The organism is Paucibacter sp. XJ19-41 (genome assembly GCF_028462495.1).
In the GTDB taxonomy this organism is placed as follows: Bacteria; Pseudomonadota; Gammaproteobacteria; order Burkholderiales; family Burkholderiaceae_C; genus Roseateles_E.
In genome coordinates this window covers 1-17,207 of the sequence record NZ_JAQOWX010000071.1, presented here as the reverse complement: position 1 = coordinate 17,207, position 17,207 = coordinate 1, and the positions used below count along the sequence as shown (strand labels likewise).

Annotated in this window: 17 protein-coding genes; 13 read left to right on the top strand and 4 right to left on the bottom strand. The window is 69.1% G+C overall.

Going from position 1 to position 17,207, the window contains the following annotated elements; genetic code table 11:
- The first annotated feature begins 12 nt into the window (after positions 1–12).
- The 5 genes from PO768_RS17945 to PO768_RS17925 all read left to right on the top strand — a co-directional run bounded on the left by PO768_RS17945 (position 13) and on the right by PO768_RS17925 (position 4,934).
- Positions 13–1,416, top strand: a complete 1,404-nt coding sequence (locus PO768_RS17945) for an aspartate aminotransferase family protein (RefSeq protein ID WP_272647141.1) — start codon at positions 13–15, stop codon at positions 1,414–1,416.
- 94 nt (positions 1,417–1,510) lie between these two features.
- Positions 1,511–2,002, top strand: coding sequence for an Lrp/AsnC family transcriptional regulator (locus tag PO768_RS17940; RefSeq protein ID WP_137945205.1), 492 nt, complete (start codon positions 1,511–1,513; stop codon positions 2,000–2,002).
- A gap of 12 nt (positions 2,003–2,014) precedes the next feature.
- Positions 2,015–2,380, top strand: a complete 366-nt coding sequence (locus PO768_RS17935) for a (2Fe-2S)-binding protein (protein WP_272647140.1) — start codon at positions 2,015–2,017, stop codon at positions 2,378–2,380.
- The gene (locus PO768_RS17930) at positions 2,377–3,786 is read left to right on the top strand and encodes an FAD/NAD(P)-dependent oxidoreductase (protein WP_272647139.1); all 1,410 of its coding nucleotides are present in this window, start codon (positions 2,377–2,379) and stop codon (positions 3,784–3,786) included. Before PO768_RS17935 ends, PO768_RS17930 begins: the two co-directional genes overlap by 4 nt.
- Positions 3,783–4,934, top strand: coding sequence for an NAD(P)/FAD-dependent oxidoreductase (locus tag PO768_RS17925; protein WP_272647138.1), 1,152 nt, complete (start codon positions 3,783–3,785; stop codon positions 4,932–4,934). The genes PO768_RS17930 and PO768_RS17925 overlap by 4 nt, the downstream gene beginning before the upstream one ends.
- On the opposite strand, the gene PO768_RS17920 is transcribed toward PO768_RS17925, so the two are convergent.
- Together PO768_RS17920 and PO768_RS17915 are read right to left on the bottom strand one after the other, a co-directional pair.
- Positions 4,924–7,230, bottom strand: a complete 2,307-nt coding sequence (locus PO768_RS17920) for a xanthine dehydrogenase family protein molybdopterin-binding subunit (RefSeq protein WP_272647137.1) — start codon at positions 7,228–7,230, stop codon at positions 4,924–4,926. The genes PO768_RS17925 and PO768_RS17920 overlap by 11 nt on opposite strands.
- Positions 7,227–7,694 carry a (2Fe-2S)-binding protein gene (locus PO768_RS17915; protein ID WP_272647136.1) on the bottom strand — a complete coding sequence of 156 codons (468 nt, stop codon included), beginning with the start codon at positions 7,692–7,694 and terminating at the stop codon, positions 7,227–7,229. Before PO768_RS17915 ends, PO768_RS17920 begins: the two co-directional genes overlap by 4 nt.
- Before the next feature lie 282 nt (positions 7,695–7,976).
- Here PO768_RS17915 and PO768_RS17910 point away from each other — a divergent pair, with 282 nt between their 5' ends.
- The 8 genes from PO768_RS17910 (at position 7,977) to PO768_RS17875 (ending at position 15,414) form a co-directional block, all read left to right on the top strand.
- A complete protein-coding gene (locus PO768_RS17910; protein WP_137945199.1) occupies positions 7,977–8,363 on the top strand; it encodes a hypothetical protein in 387 nt (128 codons plus the stop codon).
- Positions 8,364–8,451: 88 nt separating this feature from the next.
- A complete protein-coding gene (locus PO768_RS17905) occupies positions 8,452–8,838 on the top strand; it encodes a hypothetical protein (RefSeq protein ID WP_272647135.1) in 387 nt (128 codons plus the stop codon).
- 59 nt (positions 8,839–8,897) lie between these two features.
- On the top strand, positions 8,898–11,027 hold the full coding sequence (locus tag PO768_RS17900; RefSeq protein WP_272647134.1) for a TonB-dependent siderophore receptor: 2,130 nt from the start codon (positions 8,898–8,900) through the stop codon (positions 11,025–11,027).
- A 19-nt stretch (positions 11,028–11,046) separates the two neighbouring features.
- Complete coding sequence (locus PO768_RS17895; protein WP_272647133.1) at positions 11,047–11,823, top strand: DUF4198 domain-containing protein; 777 nt, start codon at positions 11,047–11,049, stop codon at positions 11,821–11,823.
- A 40-nt stretch (positions 11,824–11,863) separates the two neighbouring features.
- A complete protein-coding gene (locus PO768_RS17890; RefSeq protein WP_272647132.1) occupies positions 11,864–13,060 on the top strand; it encodes a DUF1624 domain-containing protein in 1,197 nt (398 codons plus the stop codon).
- Positions 13,061–13,168: 108 nt separating this feature from the next.
- Positions 13,169–13,534 (top strand): helix-turn-helix domain-containing protein, encoded by a 366-nt coding sequence (locus PO768_RS17885; protein WP_272647131.1) that lies wholly within the window; start codon positions 13,169–13,171, stop codon positions 13,532–13,534.
- Between the two features lie 11 nt (positions 13,535–13,545).
- Positions 13,546–14,247 (top strand): HAD-IA family hydrolase, encoded by a 702-nt coding sequence (locus PO768_RS17880; protein ID WP_272647130.1) that lies wholly within the window; start codon positions 13,546–13,548, stop codon positions 14,245–14,247.
- A 3-nt stretch (positions 14,248–14,250) separates the two neighbouring features.
- A complete protein-coding gene (locus PO768_RS17875) occupies positions 14,251–15,414 on the top strand; it encodes an amidohydrolase (protein WP_272647129.1) in 1,164 nt (387 codons plus the stop codon).
- 46 nt (positions 15,415–15,460) lie between these two features.
- Here the strand turns inward: PO768_RS17875 and PO768_RS17870 are convergent, their stop codons facing one another.
- Both PO768_RS17870 and PO768_RS17865 read right to left on the bottom strand, forming a co-directional pair.
- Positions 15,461–16,213, bottom strand: a complete 753-nt coding sequence (locus tag PO768_RS17870; RefSeq protein WP_272647128.1) for a class I SAM-dependent methyltransferase — start codon at positions 16,211–16,213, stop codon at positions 15,461–15,463.
- Positions 16,214–16,333: 120 nt separating this feature from the next.
- Positions 16,334–17,207: DUF1513 domain-containing protein (locus PO768_RS17865; protein WP_272647127.1), on the bottom strand; the 874-nt coding region annotated here is incomplete at its 5' end.

The following is a 17,207-nucleotide window of genomic DNA, read 5'->3' as shown; positions in this document are numbered from 1 at the left end:
GAAGAGCGCCCCATGCAGTCCCACGCACGCCCCGGCAAGCCAAATCTCGACGCGTTGATCGCCCTCGACCGCGCGCATCTGATCCATCCGGTCGCGCCCTGGCGCAAGCATGAGCAGCGTGGCGTCACGGTGCTGGAGTCGGGCCAGGGCGCCTGGCTGACGGACGCCAGCGGTCACCAGCTGCTCGACGCTTTCGCCGGCCTGTGGTGCGTCAATATCGGCTACGGGCATGAGAGCGTGGTGCAGGCCGCGGCCGAGCAGATGCGCAAGCTGCCCTATGCCACCGGCTACTTCCACTTCGGCAGCGAACCGGCCATCCGGCTGGCCGACAAGCTGGTGCAGATCACCCCCGCCTCGCTGACGCGCGTCTACCTGACCCTGGGCGGCTCGGAGGCCATCGATGCGGCGATCCGGCTGATCACGCAGTACTACAACAACACGGGCCGGCCGAGCAAGAAACACTTCATCGCGCTGGAGCGCGGCTATCACGGCTCCTCGTCCACCGGCGCGGGGCTGACGGCGCTGCCGGCATTCCATCGCGGCTTCGACATGCCGCTGCCGACCCAGCACTACATCGCCTCGCCCTACAGCTACCGCAACGGCCTGGACGAGGCCGGCCAGATCGCCGCCTCGGTGGCGGCGCTGCGCGTCAAGGTGGCCGAGTTGGGCGCCAACAACGTGGCGGCCTTCTTCTGCGAGCCTATCCAGGGCTCCGGCGGCGTGATCGTGCCGCCCAAAGGCTGGCTGAAGGCAATGAGCGAGGCGGCGCGCGCACTGGACATCCTCTTCGTCGTCGATGAGGTGATCACCGGCTTCGGCCGCACCGGGCCTATGTTCGCCTGCGAGGCCGAGGGCGTGCAGCCCGATCTGATGACACTGGCCAAGGGCCTGACGGCCGGCTATGCGCCGATGGGCGCGATGCTGATGTCCGAGCAGGTCTATGCCGGCATCGCCGATGGTGCGCCGGCCGGCGCGCTGATCGGCCATGGCGCCACCTACTCGGCCCACCCGGTCAGCGCGGCCGTCGCGCTGGAGGTGCTGCGCCTGTACGAGGAGGGCGGCATCCTGGCCAACGGGCAAAACGTGGCCCCGCATTTCGCCGCCGTGCTGGATGGCTTGCGCGATCACCCGCTGGTCGGCGACTCGCGCCACCGCGGCCTGCTGGGCGCGCTGGAACTGGTCAGCGACAAGACCAGCAAGCGCGGCTTCGACCCGGCGCTCGGCCTGTCGGACCGGCTGTTCGAGACCGGCTACCGCAACGGCCTGGTGTTCCGCTCCTTCGGCGACCACATCCTCGGCTTCGCGCCGGCGCTGTGCTTCAGCGAGGACGAGTTCGCCATCATGGCCCAGCGGCTGAAGAAAACGCTGGACGAGATCCTGGCCGCGCCCGATGTACGCGCCGCGCTGAAGTCCTGACCGACCCAGACCCAGGTCGAGTAGAAGGACTTACTTCGCGCGAACGCCGTCGACGCAAAATCAAACCGTTCCTGGACTTTGTGACGAGTACACCGTGGGCCCACTCAAGCTTGATCGTCTCGACCTGCGCATCCTCAGCCAGCTGCAGAAAAACGGCCGCATCACCAATGTCGACCTGGCCGACGCCGTCGGCCTGTCGCCCAGCCCTTGCCTGATCCGCGTCAAGCGGCTGGAGCAGGCCGGTTACATCGCCGGTTATGGCGCGCAGCTGCGCCTGGAAAAGCTCGGCGACACCTTGACCGTATTCACCGAGGTGACGCTGTCGGACCACCACCGCGAGGACTTCGTGCGCTTCGAGGCCGCGATCCGCGAGGTCGACGAGATCATCGAATGCCATCTGGTCAGCGGCGGCTACGACTATCTGCTGAAGTTCACGACGCGCGGCGTCAACCACTACCAATCCATCATCGAGACCCTGCTGGAACGCAATATCGGCATCGAGAAGTACTTCAGCTTCATCGTCATCAAGTCCCCCTTCATCAAGAACCACTACCCGATCGAGCGCCTGTTCCCGCCGACGCTCTGATCGCCCCATGCCATGAGTGAACCCCTCCCCACGGCCGGCGCGCCGCGTTTTGTGCGCCTGGCCGAGACCGGCCGCGCCCCCGTCAGCCTGCGCATCGACGGCCAGCCGGCCCAGGCGCTGCAGGGCGACAGCCTGCTGGTCGCGCTCTTGTGCCAGCGGCGCAGCCTGCGACGCTCGGAGTTCGGCGAGGGCGAGGCGCGCGCCGGTTTCTGCCTGATGGGGGCCTGCCAGGATTGCTGGGTCTGGGACGAAACGGGGCAGCGTCTGCGCGCCTGCTCGACGCCGGTGCTGGAGGGCATGGCCGTGCGCACCGCGCCACCGGCTCACCACTGGCCGGCCACGCCGGACCTGAAGATCGTGCAGGAGCGCCAGGCATGAGCGGACGCGACACTCCGCGCGTGATCGTCGTCGGCAGCGGGCCGGCCGGCGTACGCGCAGCCGAGGCCCTGGTGCAGGCGGGCCTGCAGCCCACCGTCGTCGATGAGGGCAGCCGCAGCGGCGGCCAGATCTATCGTCGACAGCCGCAAGGCTTTAAGCGCGGCTACGAGCAGCTGTACGGCAGCGAGGCCGCCAAGGCGCAGGCCCTGCACAGCCGCTTCGACTCGCTGCTGCGCGAGGGCCGGATCGACTACCGGCCCGACACGCTGGCCTGGAATGTCACGGCCCAACAGTTGCACACCGTGCAGCCGGCCAGCGGCCAAACGGCCAACCTCGACTTCGACGCATTGATCGTCTGCTCCGGCGCGACCGACCGGTTGATGCCGGTCCCCGGCTGGCAGTACGCCGGCTGCTACAGCCTGGGTGCCGCGCAGATCGCGCTGAAAGCCCAGGCCTGCAGCATCGGCTCGCGGGTGGTCTTCATGGGCAGCGGGCCGCTGCTGTATCTGGTGGCCTCGCAGTATGTGAAGGCCGGCGCCACGGTGGCGGCGGTGCTGGACACCTCGCCGGCCGTGCCGCCGCTGAAAGCCTTGCGCGGGCTGCTGAGCCGGCCGCGCCTGCTGTGGATAGGCCTGCAGCTGAAGTCGCTGCTCAAGCGTGCCGGCGTGAGCTTGCTGAACGGCGTGACGCCGCTGCAGATCGAGGGCAGCGCCGCGACCGGCGTCAGTGGCGTGCGCGTGCGCGACGCACAGGGCCGCGAGCAGCGCTTCGAGGCCGACGCGGTGGGCCTGGGCTGGCATCTGCGTGCCGAATCGCAGCTGGCCGATATCGCGCGCTGCGAATTCGTCTTCGAGCCGCTGAGCCGGCAATGGCTGCCGCGCATCGACGCCGATGGCCGCAGCAGCACGCCGGGCGTCTATCTGGCCGGCGATGGCGTGCGCATCCTCGGCGCCGACGGGGCCGAGGCCGCGGGCCGGCTGGCCGCGCTGGCGGCGCTGAACGATCTGCAGCAGAGCGTCGGCCGCCAGCTGTTCGAGACCGAGCAGGGGGCCTTGCGCACGACGCTGCAGACCATGGACCAGTTCCGCCAGGGCCTGACCCAGGCCTTCCCCTGGCCGCAGCAGCTGGCGGCGACGCTGCCGGATGAGGCGGTGGTGTGCCGCTGCGAGAGCGTCAGCGCCGGCGAGCTGCGCCGCTGTGTGCGCGAGCTGGGCAGCCAGGAAGTGAACCGCGCCAAGGCCTTCAGCCGCGTCGGCATGGGGCGCTGCCAGGGCCGCTTCTGCGGCCATGCGGCGGCCGAAGTGATTGCGGCCGAGGCCCGCATCCCGGTCGAGCAGGTCGGCCGCCTGCGCGGCCAGGCACCGGTCAAGCCGCTGTTGATGAGTGCGCGCGAGGTGCAAGCATGAGCGCCGGCAAGATCGAACGCAGCGATGTGCTGGTCATCGGCGGCGGCCTGATGGGCACGACCACCGCCTTCTTCCTGCGCCAGCAGCATGGGCTGAGCGTCACCTTGCTGGAGCGCGAACTGATAGGCCGCCAGGCCAGCGGCACCAATTTCGGCAATGTGCGTCGTCAGGGCCGTGATCTGGCGCAAATGCCGCTGGCCAACCGTGCCCGCGCGGTCTGGGGCCGGGTCAAGGAGCTGCTGGGCGAGGACCTGGAGTTCGTGCCCTACGGCCATCTGCGCGTCTGCTACACCGAGAAGCAGGCCGAGGTGATCGCCCAGCACGCCAGGGATGTGAAGCCCCTGGGGCTGGACCTGGAGATCTTCAACGCCGAGGGCCTGCGCAAGCGCTGGGGCATCTTCAGCCCCGAGGTGGTGGCCGGCTCGCTGTCGCCGGTCGACGGTCATGCGAATCCGCGCATTGCCGGCCCGGCCTTCGGCCGTGCGGCCCGCCGTCATGGCGCGGCCATCCATGAACACAGCGAGGTCGCCCACATCGAGCGCGATGGCCCGGGCGGCGATTTCATCGCCCACACGAGCGACGGTCGCCAGTACCGCGCGGCCCAGCTGCTGCTGACCAGCGGCGCCTGGTCGGGCCGCTTCGCCGAGACCTTCGGCGAGCCGGTGCCGCTGGAGGCTCGTGGGCCACAGATGGGCGTCACCGAGCCACTGCCCTATGCAATAGCCCCGTCGATCGGCCTGTCCTCGCCGATCGAGACCGAGGGCCTGTACTTCCGCCAGATCGCGCGCGGCAATATCGTCTTCGGCGGCGGGCTTAAGGGCCCAGCCGATGCCCAACAGATCCGCGCCTATTCCAAGCCCGACAACCAGCTGCGCCAGTTGCGCGAGCTGCGCCGCTTCGTGCCGGCGTTTGAAAACGTGCAGCTGCTGCGCGTCTGGAGCGGCATCGAGGGCTACACCGCCGACTGGGGCCCGGTGCTGGGGCCCAGCGCGCGCGTGACCGGCCTGAACTACGCCTTCGGCTTCAACGGCGAAGGCTTCGCGATCAGCCCCGGCGTCGGCGAGGTGATGGCCGAGCTGCTGGCGACCGGCAAGACCTCGACGCCGATCGAGGCCTTCACGATCGCTCGCTTTTCCGCTAGACCTTGACGCTCAGCTGATCACGCAGCGGCAGTTGCCGGATGCGCTTGCCGGTGGCCGCGTGGATCGCGTTCATCAGCGCCGGCGCGATCGGCCCGACCGCCGGCTCGCCGACGCCGCCCAGCGGCGTGTCGTAGCTGGCGGCCGGCAGCAGGTGCACGACGATCTTCTTCGGCGCCGCGCCAAGCCGCGCGATCTCGAAGTCGTGGTAATTGCTCTGCTCGACCCGGCCGTTCTTGAAGGTGATCTCGCTGTACAGCGCCTGGCTCAGGCCCATCACGCAAGCCCCTTCGACCTGGGAGCGCACCCGGTCCGGGTTGATCACGGGGCCGCAGTCGACCGCGACATCGATGCGCGGGATGCTCAACTCGCCCTTGGCGCTGACGCTGACCTGGACCACCACGGCCATATAGGTGACAAAGCTGTAGTGCGCGGCCAGGCCCAGGCCCTGGCCGGCCGGCAGCTTGCGGCCCCAGCGGGCCTCGCGCGTGGCCACCTCGATGACGCGGCGCAGCCGGCCGGTGTCGACCGGATAGCGCTCCGGCGATTCGCCGTGGTTCCAGCCATCGCCGATCTTGGGCGGCGAGATCTGGCGCGCCGGGCCGATCAGCTCGAGCAGGAAATCGCGAGGGTCCTTGCCGGCGGCCAGGGCCAGCTCGGCGACAAAGCTCTGGGTCGCGAAGGCATGCTGGATGTTGTTGACCGAGCGCAGCCAGCCGATGCGCGCATGGGCCGTGGCGGCGGGGTTCTCGAAGCACACGTTGGCGATGTCAAAGGGCAGATTGCTCAGGCCCAGGCCCAGCTCAAAGGCCGCGAGCTGCTTGGGATCGGGCGCGAAGATCGAGACGATCGTCGGCTCGGCCGAGCGGTGCAGCCAGGCGCTGACCTTGCCGCTGGTGTCCAGCCCGGCCTCGATGTGCTGGGCGCAGGCGGCGTGATAGTAGTCGTGCTGGATGTCGTCCTCGCGGGTCCAGGTCAGCTTGACCGGCGCCCCCTGCATTTCCTGCGACACCAGGGCCGCCTCGACGACGAAGTCGGGCTTGGACTTGCGGCCGAAGCCGCCACCAAGCAGGGTGACGTTGACCGTGACCTTGGAGAAGTCCAAGTTCAGGCGCTTGGCGACGCGCTCGCGCGCGGCCTGCGGCGACTGCACCGCGGCCCAGACCTCGCAGCGGCCCTCGCTGATGCGGGCGGTCGCGGCCGGTGGCTCCAGCGTGGCATGGGCCAGGTGGGGTACGTAGTAATCGGCGGTGATCTTCTTGGCCGCTTTGGCCAGCGCGGCATAGGCGTCGCCATCGTTGCGAATCTCCTTGCCACCGGGCCTGCGCACCGAGTCCTCGAGCTCGCGGCGGTAGGCAGCGGAGTCGTAACCGGCATGCTCGCCGTCGTCCCACTCGATCTTCAACAGGCCGCGCGCCTTGATCGCGGCCCACGTGTCCTTGGCCACGACGACGACGCCGCCGATCGGCTGGAACTCAGACGGTGGCGGCGTGCCGGCCAGCGCAAAGACCTTCAGCACGCCCGGCACCTTCAGCGCCTCGGCCGCGTCGAAGCGCTTGAGCTTGCCGCCCAGCACCGGCGGGCGCGCGATCACTGCATAGAGCTGGCCCGGCAGGCGGGTGTCGATACCGTATTGCGACTGGCCGGTCACGATGCCCTCGGCGTCGACCAGGTGGGTGTCGAGCTTGCCGATATAGCGGAAGTCCTTGGCGTTCTTGAGCTTCAGGCTTGTGCGGGCCGGCACCTCCAGCTGGGCCGCAGCCTGGGCCAGCGCCCCGTAGCCGAGTTTGCGCCCGCTGGGCTTGTGGAGGACCTCATGGTGCTTCGCCTGCACCTGATCCAGCGGCACATTCCATTGCTGGGCCGCGGCCTGCTCCAGCATCATGCGGGCGCTGGCGCCGCAGCGGCGCATCGGCTCGAACCAGTGGCGCATGCTGCGCGAGCCATCGGTGTCCTGGTTGCCGAATTTCTCCTCGTCGCCCGGCGCCTGCACGACGCGCACGCGCTTCCAGTCGGCCTCCAGCTCGTCGGCCAGCACCTTGGGCAGGCTGGTGCGCACGCCCTGGCCCATCTCGGAGCGATGGATCAGGATGCTGACGATGCCATCAGGCGCAATCGAGACAAAGGTCTTGGGGCTGTCCTGCACGCCATGGGGCATGCCGTCGCCGCCGTACTTGGCCGGCTCGTTGGCGCCCTGCACCGCGCCGGGCAGGCCGATGCCCAGCACCAGGCCGCTCAGCGAGACACCACCCAGCAGGCTGCGACGGCTGATGCCGGAAGAAGGGATTTCATGCGGGGCGTTCATGCGGCGTCTCCCGGCAGGCCGGCGGCGCTCTTGATCGCGCTGCGGATGCGGGTGTAGGTGCCGCAGCGGCAGAGGTTGCCGCTCATCGCCGCGTCGATCTCGGCGTCGCTGGGCTTGGGCTTGCGCTGCAGCAAGGCGGTCGCGCTCATGATCTGCCCGGCCTGACAGTAGCCGCATTGCGGCACGCCCAGCTTGACCCAGGCGGCCTGCACGGCCTTGCCCTGGCGCGAGGCGCCGACGCCCTCGATGGTGGTGATGCGCTTGCCGCTCGCGGCCGCCAGCGACGTCTGGCAGGCCCGCACCGGCTCGCCGTTCAGATGCACGGTGCAGGCGCCGCACAGTGCCAGGCCGCAGCCGTACTTGGTGCCGGTCATCCCGAGGTGATCGCGCAACACCCACAGCAGCGGCGTGTCCTCGGCAACATCGACGCTGAGCGTCTTTCCATTGATTTGCAAGCTAGCCATCGCACTCTCCATCCAAGAAGCTGTTGATTCGCAAGCGCCGTTCGGCGCAGCATCTTGCGCCCAGCACGGGGGCTTTTGCAATGGCTTTTGGACAAGTCCGTGGCGCCGCAGGCCTCAGGCCAAGCTGGTGCGGCCCGCCGCACCACGGGCGCACAGCGCGCACCAGCCGGCAGTTTTCAGCAGCACGTGCTGAACCCCCCGGGGCATTACAACTGAAGATTGCGTACGCAGACGCGCAAACAGCAGGGGCTGCGCGGTGTGGAATTCAATAATCGATTCACCATGAATCGCCGCCAGCCCTGCCCTCAAATCATCGCGCTGCTGCTGCTCGCGATGCTGCTGAACTGGGTGGGCAGCGCCTATCACCATCACTGCCACGGCTCGCTGAGCTTTACCGGCAACCAGGCCTCGGCCCAGGAGGCTCAGGCCTTCGATGCGGCCTTTGCCGAGGAACTGGCCTTGGCCAGCTCCGGGCAGGACGGCAGCGCCGGGGCGCAGAGCCACCATGCCGGCGTCGATGCCTGCCTCGCCAGCGCCGGGCCATTGCCGGCCAGCGTCGCCAGCCCGCCGATGGCGGACGGTATGGCGCCGCCGCTGGTCAGCGCCGAGGCCGCGCCGGCCGGGCCCTTCATCGAAGGCCTGCGCCGCCCTCCCAAGACCAGCGCCTGAGTCAGTCGCCCGCGCCCCGTCGGGGCGAGCCATGGCCGGCGTCCGCTCGGCGTCCTGCCGCACCCATGCCTTCTTCGGAGAAGAGATGATGCGCCTTCACTCCCTCAACAAGGCCCTGGCCGCGCTGTGCCTGGCCGCTGCGGGCACGCCGGCCCTCGCCCACGGCGACACCGCGCCCAAGCACGGCGGCGTCGTGCAGGTAGCCAACGAAATCAGCTTCGAGCTGGTGGCGGGGCTTGACAGCTCTGCCATGCTGTATCTGGAAGACCATGGCCAGGCGCTGGACACCGCCGGCTTCAGCGGCAAATTGAGCGTGCTGAGCAAGGACGGTGTGAAGACCAGCGCGCCGCTGACACCGGCCGGCGCCAACGCCCTGGTGGCCAGGGGTCTGACGCTCACCGCCGGCGCCAAGGCGGTGGCCGTGATCACCACACCGCAAAACCTGACCCTCGCGCTGCGTTTCACGCTGCGCTGAGGCGCCGCTGTGCCCGCTTCTGCTTCGGATTCAAAGAAAAGTTCAATCAAGGAACCCACATGTCCAAGATCCAAACCACCCGTTTTTTTACCCGCGCCGCCCTGCCGGCCGCTCTGTGCACCGCGTTCTCGGCGGTCGCCGCCGATGCGCCCAAGGCCGAGGCCACGACCTCCCAGCTTGAGACCGTGCAGATCCTCGGCGTCAAGCAGCCCTATCGCAATCTCTCGGCCACCGGCGCGACCAAGAGCGATGCGATGCTGAAGGACCTGCCGCAAAGCGTGCGCGTCCTGAGCGCCGACATGCTGCAGGACGCCGGCGTCACCAAGCTGGCCGACGCGCTGGACCTGGGCAGCGGCATCGCCAAGCAGAGCAATCTGGGCGGGCTGTGGGACAGCTATGCGATGCGCGGCTTCACCGGCGATCCGAACTTCGGCTCCGACTACATGGTCAACGGCTTCAACTACAGCCGCGGCTACAACGGCCTGCGCGACGCCGCCAACACCAGCACGGTGGAGATCCTGAAAGGCCCGGCCTCGGCGCTGTACGGCCGCGGCGAGCCGGGCGGCACGGTCAACATCACCACCAAGAAGCCGCTGTTCCAGCCGGCCCAGACCCTGGCGCTGTCGGCCGGCAGCGACGGTGCGCTGCGCGCGACGGCCGATCTGACCGGCCCGATCGGCGAGCGCTTTGCCTACCGGCTCAATGCCGCCGCCGAGAAGGCCGACAGCTACCGCGACCACCTGGGCTCGGAGCGCTATCTGCTGTCGCCCTCGCTGATCTGGATGCTGACACCGGACACCACGGTGTCCTACGAGCTGGAGGTTTCCAGGCAGCGCGCCAATTTCGACCGCGGCGTGCTGGCCATCAACGGCAAGCTGGACGTGCTGCCGCGCTCGCGTTTCCTCGGTGAGCCGGGCGATGGCAGGAATGTGATAGCGACCACCGGCCACCAGGTCTTTGTCCAGCACTACTTCAACGACGACTGGTCGCTGCAGACCGGCTTCAGCGTGCGCGACAGCTCGCTCGAAGGCATTTCCACCGAGGGCCGCTTTCTGCAGGCCGACCAGCGCACGCTGGTGCGCCAGCGCCGTTCGCGCGACAACGAGGCCAGCGATGTGGCCGGCCGGCTGGAGCTGCTGGGCAAGCTGCGCGGCGCGGGCCTGGTTCACAACCTGCTGGTCGGCGTCGATGCCTACCGCTTCACCGATGAGCGCCTGCAATACCGCAACGCCAATGCCGGCAATCTCGACATCTATGCACCGGTCTACGGCCTGGTCGCGACAACCATGGCCTTGACCACCGACACCAAGGAGAAGCAGCGCTCGCATTCGCTCTATGCCCAGGACCAGATCGACCTGGGCGCGCAGTGGAAGATGCTGCTGGGCCTGCGCCACGACAAGTACAAGCAGTCCTTGCTGAACCACCGCAGCGGCAACACCACCGAGCAAAGCCTGAGCGCGACCACGCCGCGCATCGGCCTGGTCTACCAGCCCAGCAGGACGCTGTCGCTGTATGCGACGGCCTCCAAGAGCTTCCGCCCCAAGAGCGGGGTCAGCAGCGCCTTCGCCGCCTTCCCGGCCGAGAAAGGCAAGGCCTCTGAGATGGGTGCCAAGCTGGACTCGGCCGACGGCAAGATCAGCAGCACGCTGGCGCTCTACAAGATCTCCAAGAACAATGTGCTGACGCCCGACCCGGCGGATCCGAACAACTTCTCGGTCGCGGCCGGCGAGGTCGAGAGCCAGGGCCTGGAGTTCGACATCGCGGGTCAGATCATGCCGGGCCTGCGGCTGTCGGCCGCCTATGCCTTCACCGATGCGCAGGTGACCGAGGACAACAACGGCTTCCTGCTCGGTCGCCAACTGGCCAATGTGCCGCGCCACAGCGCCAACCTGATGCTGGTAAAGAGCTTTGCGCTGGCGGGCAATGCCGCGACGCTGGGCCTGGGGCTGAACCATGTCGGCGAGCGCGAGGGGGCGGTCGCGCCCCTGGTGGCGGCCGACGACTTCAAGCTGCCGGCCTACACCAGCGTCAAGCTGATCTCGTCCTACCAGCTGGCCAGCCAGCTGCGCCTCTCACTGGACATCGACAATCTCTTCGACAAGCTCTACTACGCCAGCTCCTACAGCCAGATCTGGGTCTACCCCGGCAATGGCCGCAAATTCACGCTGACCGCGCAGTACAAGTTCTGAGCCCCCGGGAGCTTTCATCATGAAAACCATTCTTGAAAACTCCCCGCGCCGCCTGCTGGTGGCCGGCGCGTTCGGGCTGGCGGCGGCCTTGTCGGCCGGCCTCGCGCAAGCGCATCAGCTGTGGTTCGAGCCCGATGCGCAGAACCCGGCGCAACTGCTGCTGCGCTACGGCGAGCTCGAAGCGAATATGCATGAGCGCTCGCCGGGAGGGCTGGACCGTTTCGTCCAGCTCGATGCGCAGCGACTGACGCCGGCCGGCACCAGCGCGCTGGCGCTGAGCAAACAGACGAGCGGCTTCGCGTCGGCGGTCGGACCCGAGGAGTCGCTGACCGCGATCGACAAGCGCTATCCGATGTTCGACACCCAGCGCGACGGCCGGGCGCTGCGCACCTGGTGGACACCGGCCACGCGCTGGCTGCCCGATCTGCGGGCGCGCGCGCCCAGCCTGCCGCTGGACATCGTGCCCACCGGCGTCGCGGCCGATGGCGCCACCGAGTTCCGCATCGTCTTCCAGGGCGAGCCGCTGCCGGGCGCCAAGGTGGTCCTGTCCACGCCCGCCGGCTGGACGCGCGAGACCCTCAGCGATGCCGAAGGCCGGCTGCGCTTTCCGCTGCCCTGGCAGGGGCTTTATGTGATCGGCCACTACCACCTGGAAGACGCGGCCGGCGAGCGCGCCGGGCCGCAGGGTGCCGAGCCCTACCAGCTGCAGGGCTACAACACCGCCGTGTCCTTCGTGCAGCGCGACGGGCTGGCGGCGCTGCCGGTGGTGGCGCTGCCGGCCGCCGCAAAGAAATAGGCCGACGCGACCGACCCAGAGAACAAGAGGAGCCAAGACCATGTCGACCACCTCATTGCCCGCCCGCGGGCTCGGCGCCACGCGCGACAGCAGCGCCGTCCACACGGCGCGCATCACCTCGATCGACGCTTTGCGCGGCCTGGTGATCATCATCATGCTGCTGGACCATGTGCGCGAGACCCTGTATCTGCATCTGCAGGTCACCGACCCGATGACACTGCCGGGCACCCCGCCCGAGCTTTTCTTCTCGCGCCTGGCCGCGCATTTCTGCGCGCCGGTCTTCGTGTTCCTGACCGGGCTGTCGGCCTGGCTCTACGCCCACCCGCCCAGCGGTGCCTCGCGCGACGTGCGCAGCTTTCTGCTCAAGCGCGGCCTGCTGCTGATCGCGCTGGAGCTGACCGTCATCAACTTCGCCTGGAGCGGCAGCTATCACACGCTGTATCTGCAGGTGATGTGGGCGATCGGCTTCAGCATGGTGGTGCTGGCCTTGATGGCGGGGCTGCCGCGCGGGCTGCTGGCAGCACTGGGCCTGCTCATCGTCTGCGGCCACAACGCGGTGGCCGGCTACAGCGTCCCGTCCGACAGTGCCTGGTATCCGCTGTGGACGCTGATGCTGCATCGCGGCTGGCTGGTGGCCGAGGGCGCGCTGAAGGTGCGGCTGACCTACCCGGCCCTGCCCTGGGTCGGCGTGATCCTGCTGGGCTATGCCTTCGCGCCGGTGTTCGCGGCGTGCGTAGCGGCGCGCAGGCGCCAGCAGATTCTGCTTGCCACCGGCCTGGCCTGCCTGGCGGCGCTGCTGGTCCTGCGCGGCTTCAATATCTATGGCGAGAACGCGCCCTGGGTGGCCGGCGCCAGCGCGGTCGAGACGGCGATGTCCTGGCTCAACTTCACCAAGTACCCGCCTTCGCTGGACTTCGTGCTGCTGACGCTGGGCGGCGGTCTGCTGCTGCTGGCCGCGCTGGAACGGGCCGACAACGGCTTCACCCGGCTGTGCTCGACCTTTGGCGGCGCGCCGATGTTCTTCTACATCGTCCACCTCTATGCGCTGCTGATCGGCTACCGCGTGCTGCTGGCCGTGTTCGGCCCCAACCAGGGCACGCGCTTCGGCGTCGATGCCGACGCCTTCTGGATCGTCTGGCTGGTCTGGCTGGCGATGGTGCCGCTGCTATACCCCGCGGTGCGGGCATTCGCCGCCTACAAGCGGCGCACGACGAAGGCCTGGGTCAAATACTTCTAGCGATGCCAGCAGGATCTGCGCCGCCGCGTCCTGCATACGCAATTCGCTACCGCGGCGGCGCGGCTATACGGCCACATCATCGGCGCCAGCGCCCCTAAGCTGTGGCTCATGGCAAAGCCCTGCACACCCCCTGCCGACAGGCGCCGCCGCTCGCTGGAGCCGGTGCTGGCTCATATCCAGGCCCATCTGGGCGAGCCGCTGCGGCTGGAGGTGCTGGCCGCGCTGTGCGGGCTCAGCATCTGGCGCTTTGCCACCGTGTTCCGCGAGCGGGTGGGCATGTCGCCCTACCGCTATGTCAATCATCTGCGCATCCAGCATGCCCAGGCCCTGCTGAGCCAGGGCATGCCGGCCGCGCGCGCGGCCAGCGAGTCGGGCTTCTACGACCAGAGCCATCTGACGCGCCGCTTCAAGCGCCTGTGCGGCATGACGCCGGGCCAGTACCAATCTTCCCAATCTCCCAACATTCCCTCCTGAAGGTAGTCCCCATGGCCTCTTTGCAAGATTTCAAGGTTCTGACATTCGACGTGGTCGGCACGCTGATCGATTTCGAGCGCGGCATGCTGAACTATCTGCATGCGGCCCTGCCCGACAGCCCCGTCGGCGACGAAGACTTCCTGGCCGCCTACCGCCGCGCCCGCGCCAGCAAGGAGGTGATCGCCTACCCCAACGATCTGGTGCGCTGCTGGCACAGCATCGCCGCCGAGCTGGGCCTGCCCGACACGCCGGCGCTGGCCCAGGGCCTGCGCGACTCGGTGCCGCAGTGGCCGGCTTTTCCCGACTCGGTGCAGGCGCTCAAGCGCCTGCGCACGCGCTTCAAGCTGGTCGCGATGACCAATGCCCAGCGCTGGGCGCTGTCGCATTTCGAGAAGACGCTGGAGATGCCCTTCGACGACAGCGTCACGGCCGATGACGCGCTGTGCGAGAAGCCCGACCCGGTCTTCTTCGCCTTCGCCCGCGGCCGCCTGAGCACGCGCGGCTACAGCCAGGCCGACAATCTGCATGTGGCGCAAAGCCAGTACCACGATATCGGTGTGGCCAAACGCCTGGGTCTGAAGACTTGCTGGATCGAGCGCCGCCACCAGCAGCCCGGCTTCGGCGGCACCCTGGAGGTCAAGCAGATCACCGAGCCCGACTATCACTTCTTCACGCTGGCTCAGCTGGCCGATGCGGTCGATCAAGGCAAGTAGTCGATGAGCGCCCACGAGGATGTCGCCGATCTGCTGCCGGCGCTGATCGCGCTGCGCCGCGATCTGCATGCCCACCCCGAGCTGGCCTTCGCCGAGCACCGCACCGCCGCCATCGTCGCGGCCGCGCTGCGCGAGCTCAAGCTGGAGGTGCATGAGGGCCTGGGCGGCACCGGCGTCGTCGGCCTGCTGCGCAACGGCTCCGGCCCCAGCGTCGGCCTGCGCGCGGACATGGACGCGCTGCCGATGCAGGAGGAAGGCAGCGGCCTGCCGCACGCCAGCCGCCACAGCGGCGTGCACCACGGCTGCGGCCACGACGGCCACACAGCCATGCTGCTGGGCGCAGCGCGCCAGCTGCTGCGGCATCGCGAACGCTTCAAGGGCACGGTGGTCTTCATCTTCCAGCCGGCCGAGGAAGGCCGCGGCGGGGCCAAGGCCATGGTGGACGCGGGCCTGTTCGAGCGCTTTCCCTGCGACGCGGTCTACGCGCTGCACAACTGGCCCGATCTTCCGCTGGGCCAGGCGCAGACCAGACCCGGCCCCATCATGGCGGCGGCCGACCGTTTCGACATCACGGTGCGCGGCCGCGGCGGCCATGCGGCCCAGCCCCAGCAGACACCCGATGCCATCCTGGCCGCCAGCCAGCTGGTGACCCAGCTCAACACCATCGTCGCGCGCCGCATAGCCCCCGACGAGTCGGCCGTGTTGTCGGTCACGCGCATCGAAGGCGGGCATTCGCACAATGTGCTGCCCGCCGAGGTGCAGATCACCGGCACGGTGCGCAGCTTCGACCCCGTCGCACAGGACCGCATCGAGGCCGCGCTGCGCGACTGCGCCGCCGGCGTCGCGCTGGGCAGCGGCACCGAGATCGCGGTGAGCTACACCCGCTACTACCCGGCCACCATCAACAGCGCGGCCGAGGCCGAGCTGGCGCTGGCCGCGGCCGCCGAGGCGGGTCTGCAGGCCAGCCTAGCGCCCCGTCCGGCCTTCACCTCGGAGGACTTCGCCTTCATGCTGCGCGCGCGGCCCGGCGCCTATCTGTGGCTGGGCCAGGGCCACGCCGGCGACTCCAGGCCGCTGCACCACCCCGGCTACGACTTCAACGACGCGGCGCTGCCGCTGGGCATACGCTGGTTTGTCGCGGTGGTGCGCAAGGCCCTGCCGGCCTGAGGACGGCAATGAACGGCAGGCCCGGCGGTCTCGCCGCGCCCTGGCCTCAGACGCGCCGCGCAGCGATCAGCAGAAACATCGGCCGCTCGCGCTCCTCGGCCAGCGCCGGCGCGGCGGCGATCTGCGCGTCGCTGGGATGCCATTCCTGCAGGCTGCTCAGCGCAAAGCCGTGGCGCAGCAGCGCGTTGAGATAGCTGTCCAGCCGCCGGTGCTGCTTGATCACGCCCGGCGCCAGCCAGTCGCTGACGCGCGCGCCCTCCAGCGCGTAACCGTCCACCGGCCAGTGGCGCTGCCCGTCGGCATCGCTGGCCCAAGACTGGCGTCGTGGCGCGGTGAAGATCGGATGTTCCAACGACAACACCAAGGCCGCGCCCGGCGCCAGCAGGCGCTGCAGCTCCGCCAGCAGGCCATCGAGGTTCTCGATGTAGTGCAGCACCAGCGAGCTGTAGGCCAGATCGAAGCCGGCCTCGGGCAGGGCCAGCCGCTCCAGGTGTTCGAGATCGGCGCGCTGGTAGCGCAGCGCCGCCGCGTCGCCGGCCGGCCCCTCGGCGCGCGCACGCGCCAGCATGTTCTCCGACACATCCAGGCCCAGCACCTCGGCCGCGCCCTGGCCCAGCGCCCAGCGGCTGAACCAGCCGAAGCCGCAACCCAGGTCCAGCACGCGCAGCCCGGCCAGCGGCGGCAGCAGCGCCCGCAGCGCCGGCCATTCCGGCGCACCGTCCAGGCCTTGCACCGAGCGGGCCAGCTGGCTGTAGCCGGCAAAGAACTGCGGATCGTCGTAGATGTTTTGTGTGCTCATGACCTATTGTCGCCAGCGAGCTAAGCTCGAACGAGCGCATGGTCTTGGGCACTTGAGAAGGCACTGACGTCAACGTCGGAAAGAACAAGCGGGCTCTTCAAGACACGTCGCGCTCGCCCCTCAGAGCCGTATCCAATGATTGTCCAACTCCATCGTCGGCAGCGCCTTGCCCGCGCCGTCCGGCAGATGCAGCACCCTTCCCCGCCCGCCGGCCCACAGACCATCGGGGCTCTCGGCCAACGCGCAGGCTTCGGGCAAGGGGGTCAGGCCTTGCCACAAGCCCTGGGCATCGAAGCGGGCCACGCCGCCGCTGCGCGGGCAGCCGATCGCAAAGCCCTCGGCGCTGGCGGCGATGTCGCCACCGTAGCCGGCCAGCGCGGGTTGCTCCTCAGCCAGGCGCAGCGCGTGGCCGTCGAAGACCGCGAGTATGGGCGCGGACGCCTTGGCGGCCTTGTCCTCATGCTCGGCCTGGATCGCGATGCCCAGCCTGCCATCGGGCCGCCAGGCCAGATGGCGCAGGCTCAGGCGGGTATCGTCCACGCGCCATTGCCCGCGCAGCTCGCCACTGGCGGCGTCGAGCCTCACCAGGGACGAGTCCATCGCCGCCAGGTCCAGCTTCAGGCGCCCGCTCTCGGGCCGCGTCTGGATGCCGCCGTTGGCGACCCAGAGGCTGTCGCCGCGCGGCAGCAGCTCATGCACATCGACACCATGGCTGGGCCACTCGGCGATCTTCTGCAGGCTCTTCGCGTCGCGCAGGCCGATCAGGCCGGCGCCGCTGTCCAGATCGGTCTCGCCGCTGTAGAGGTGGCGACCATCGGGGCTCAGCGCCAGATGGCCGGTGAAGGCCCGCTCGGGCTCGATCCACTGCCATTGCAGCGCCCGCCCGGTCTGCGGCGACAAGCGCAGCAGCCAGTCGCCGGGCCGGCGCGCCACCGCCAGCACGCTGGCGCCGCCGCGCTCGCGCAGCAGGCCATGGGCACGGGTCGGCACCTCG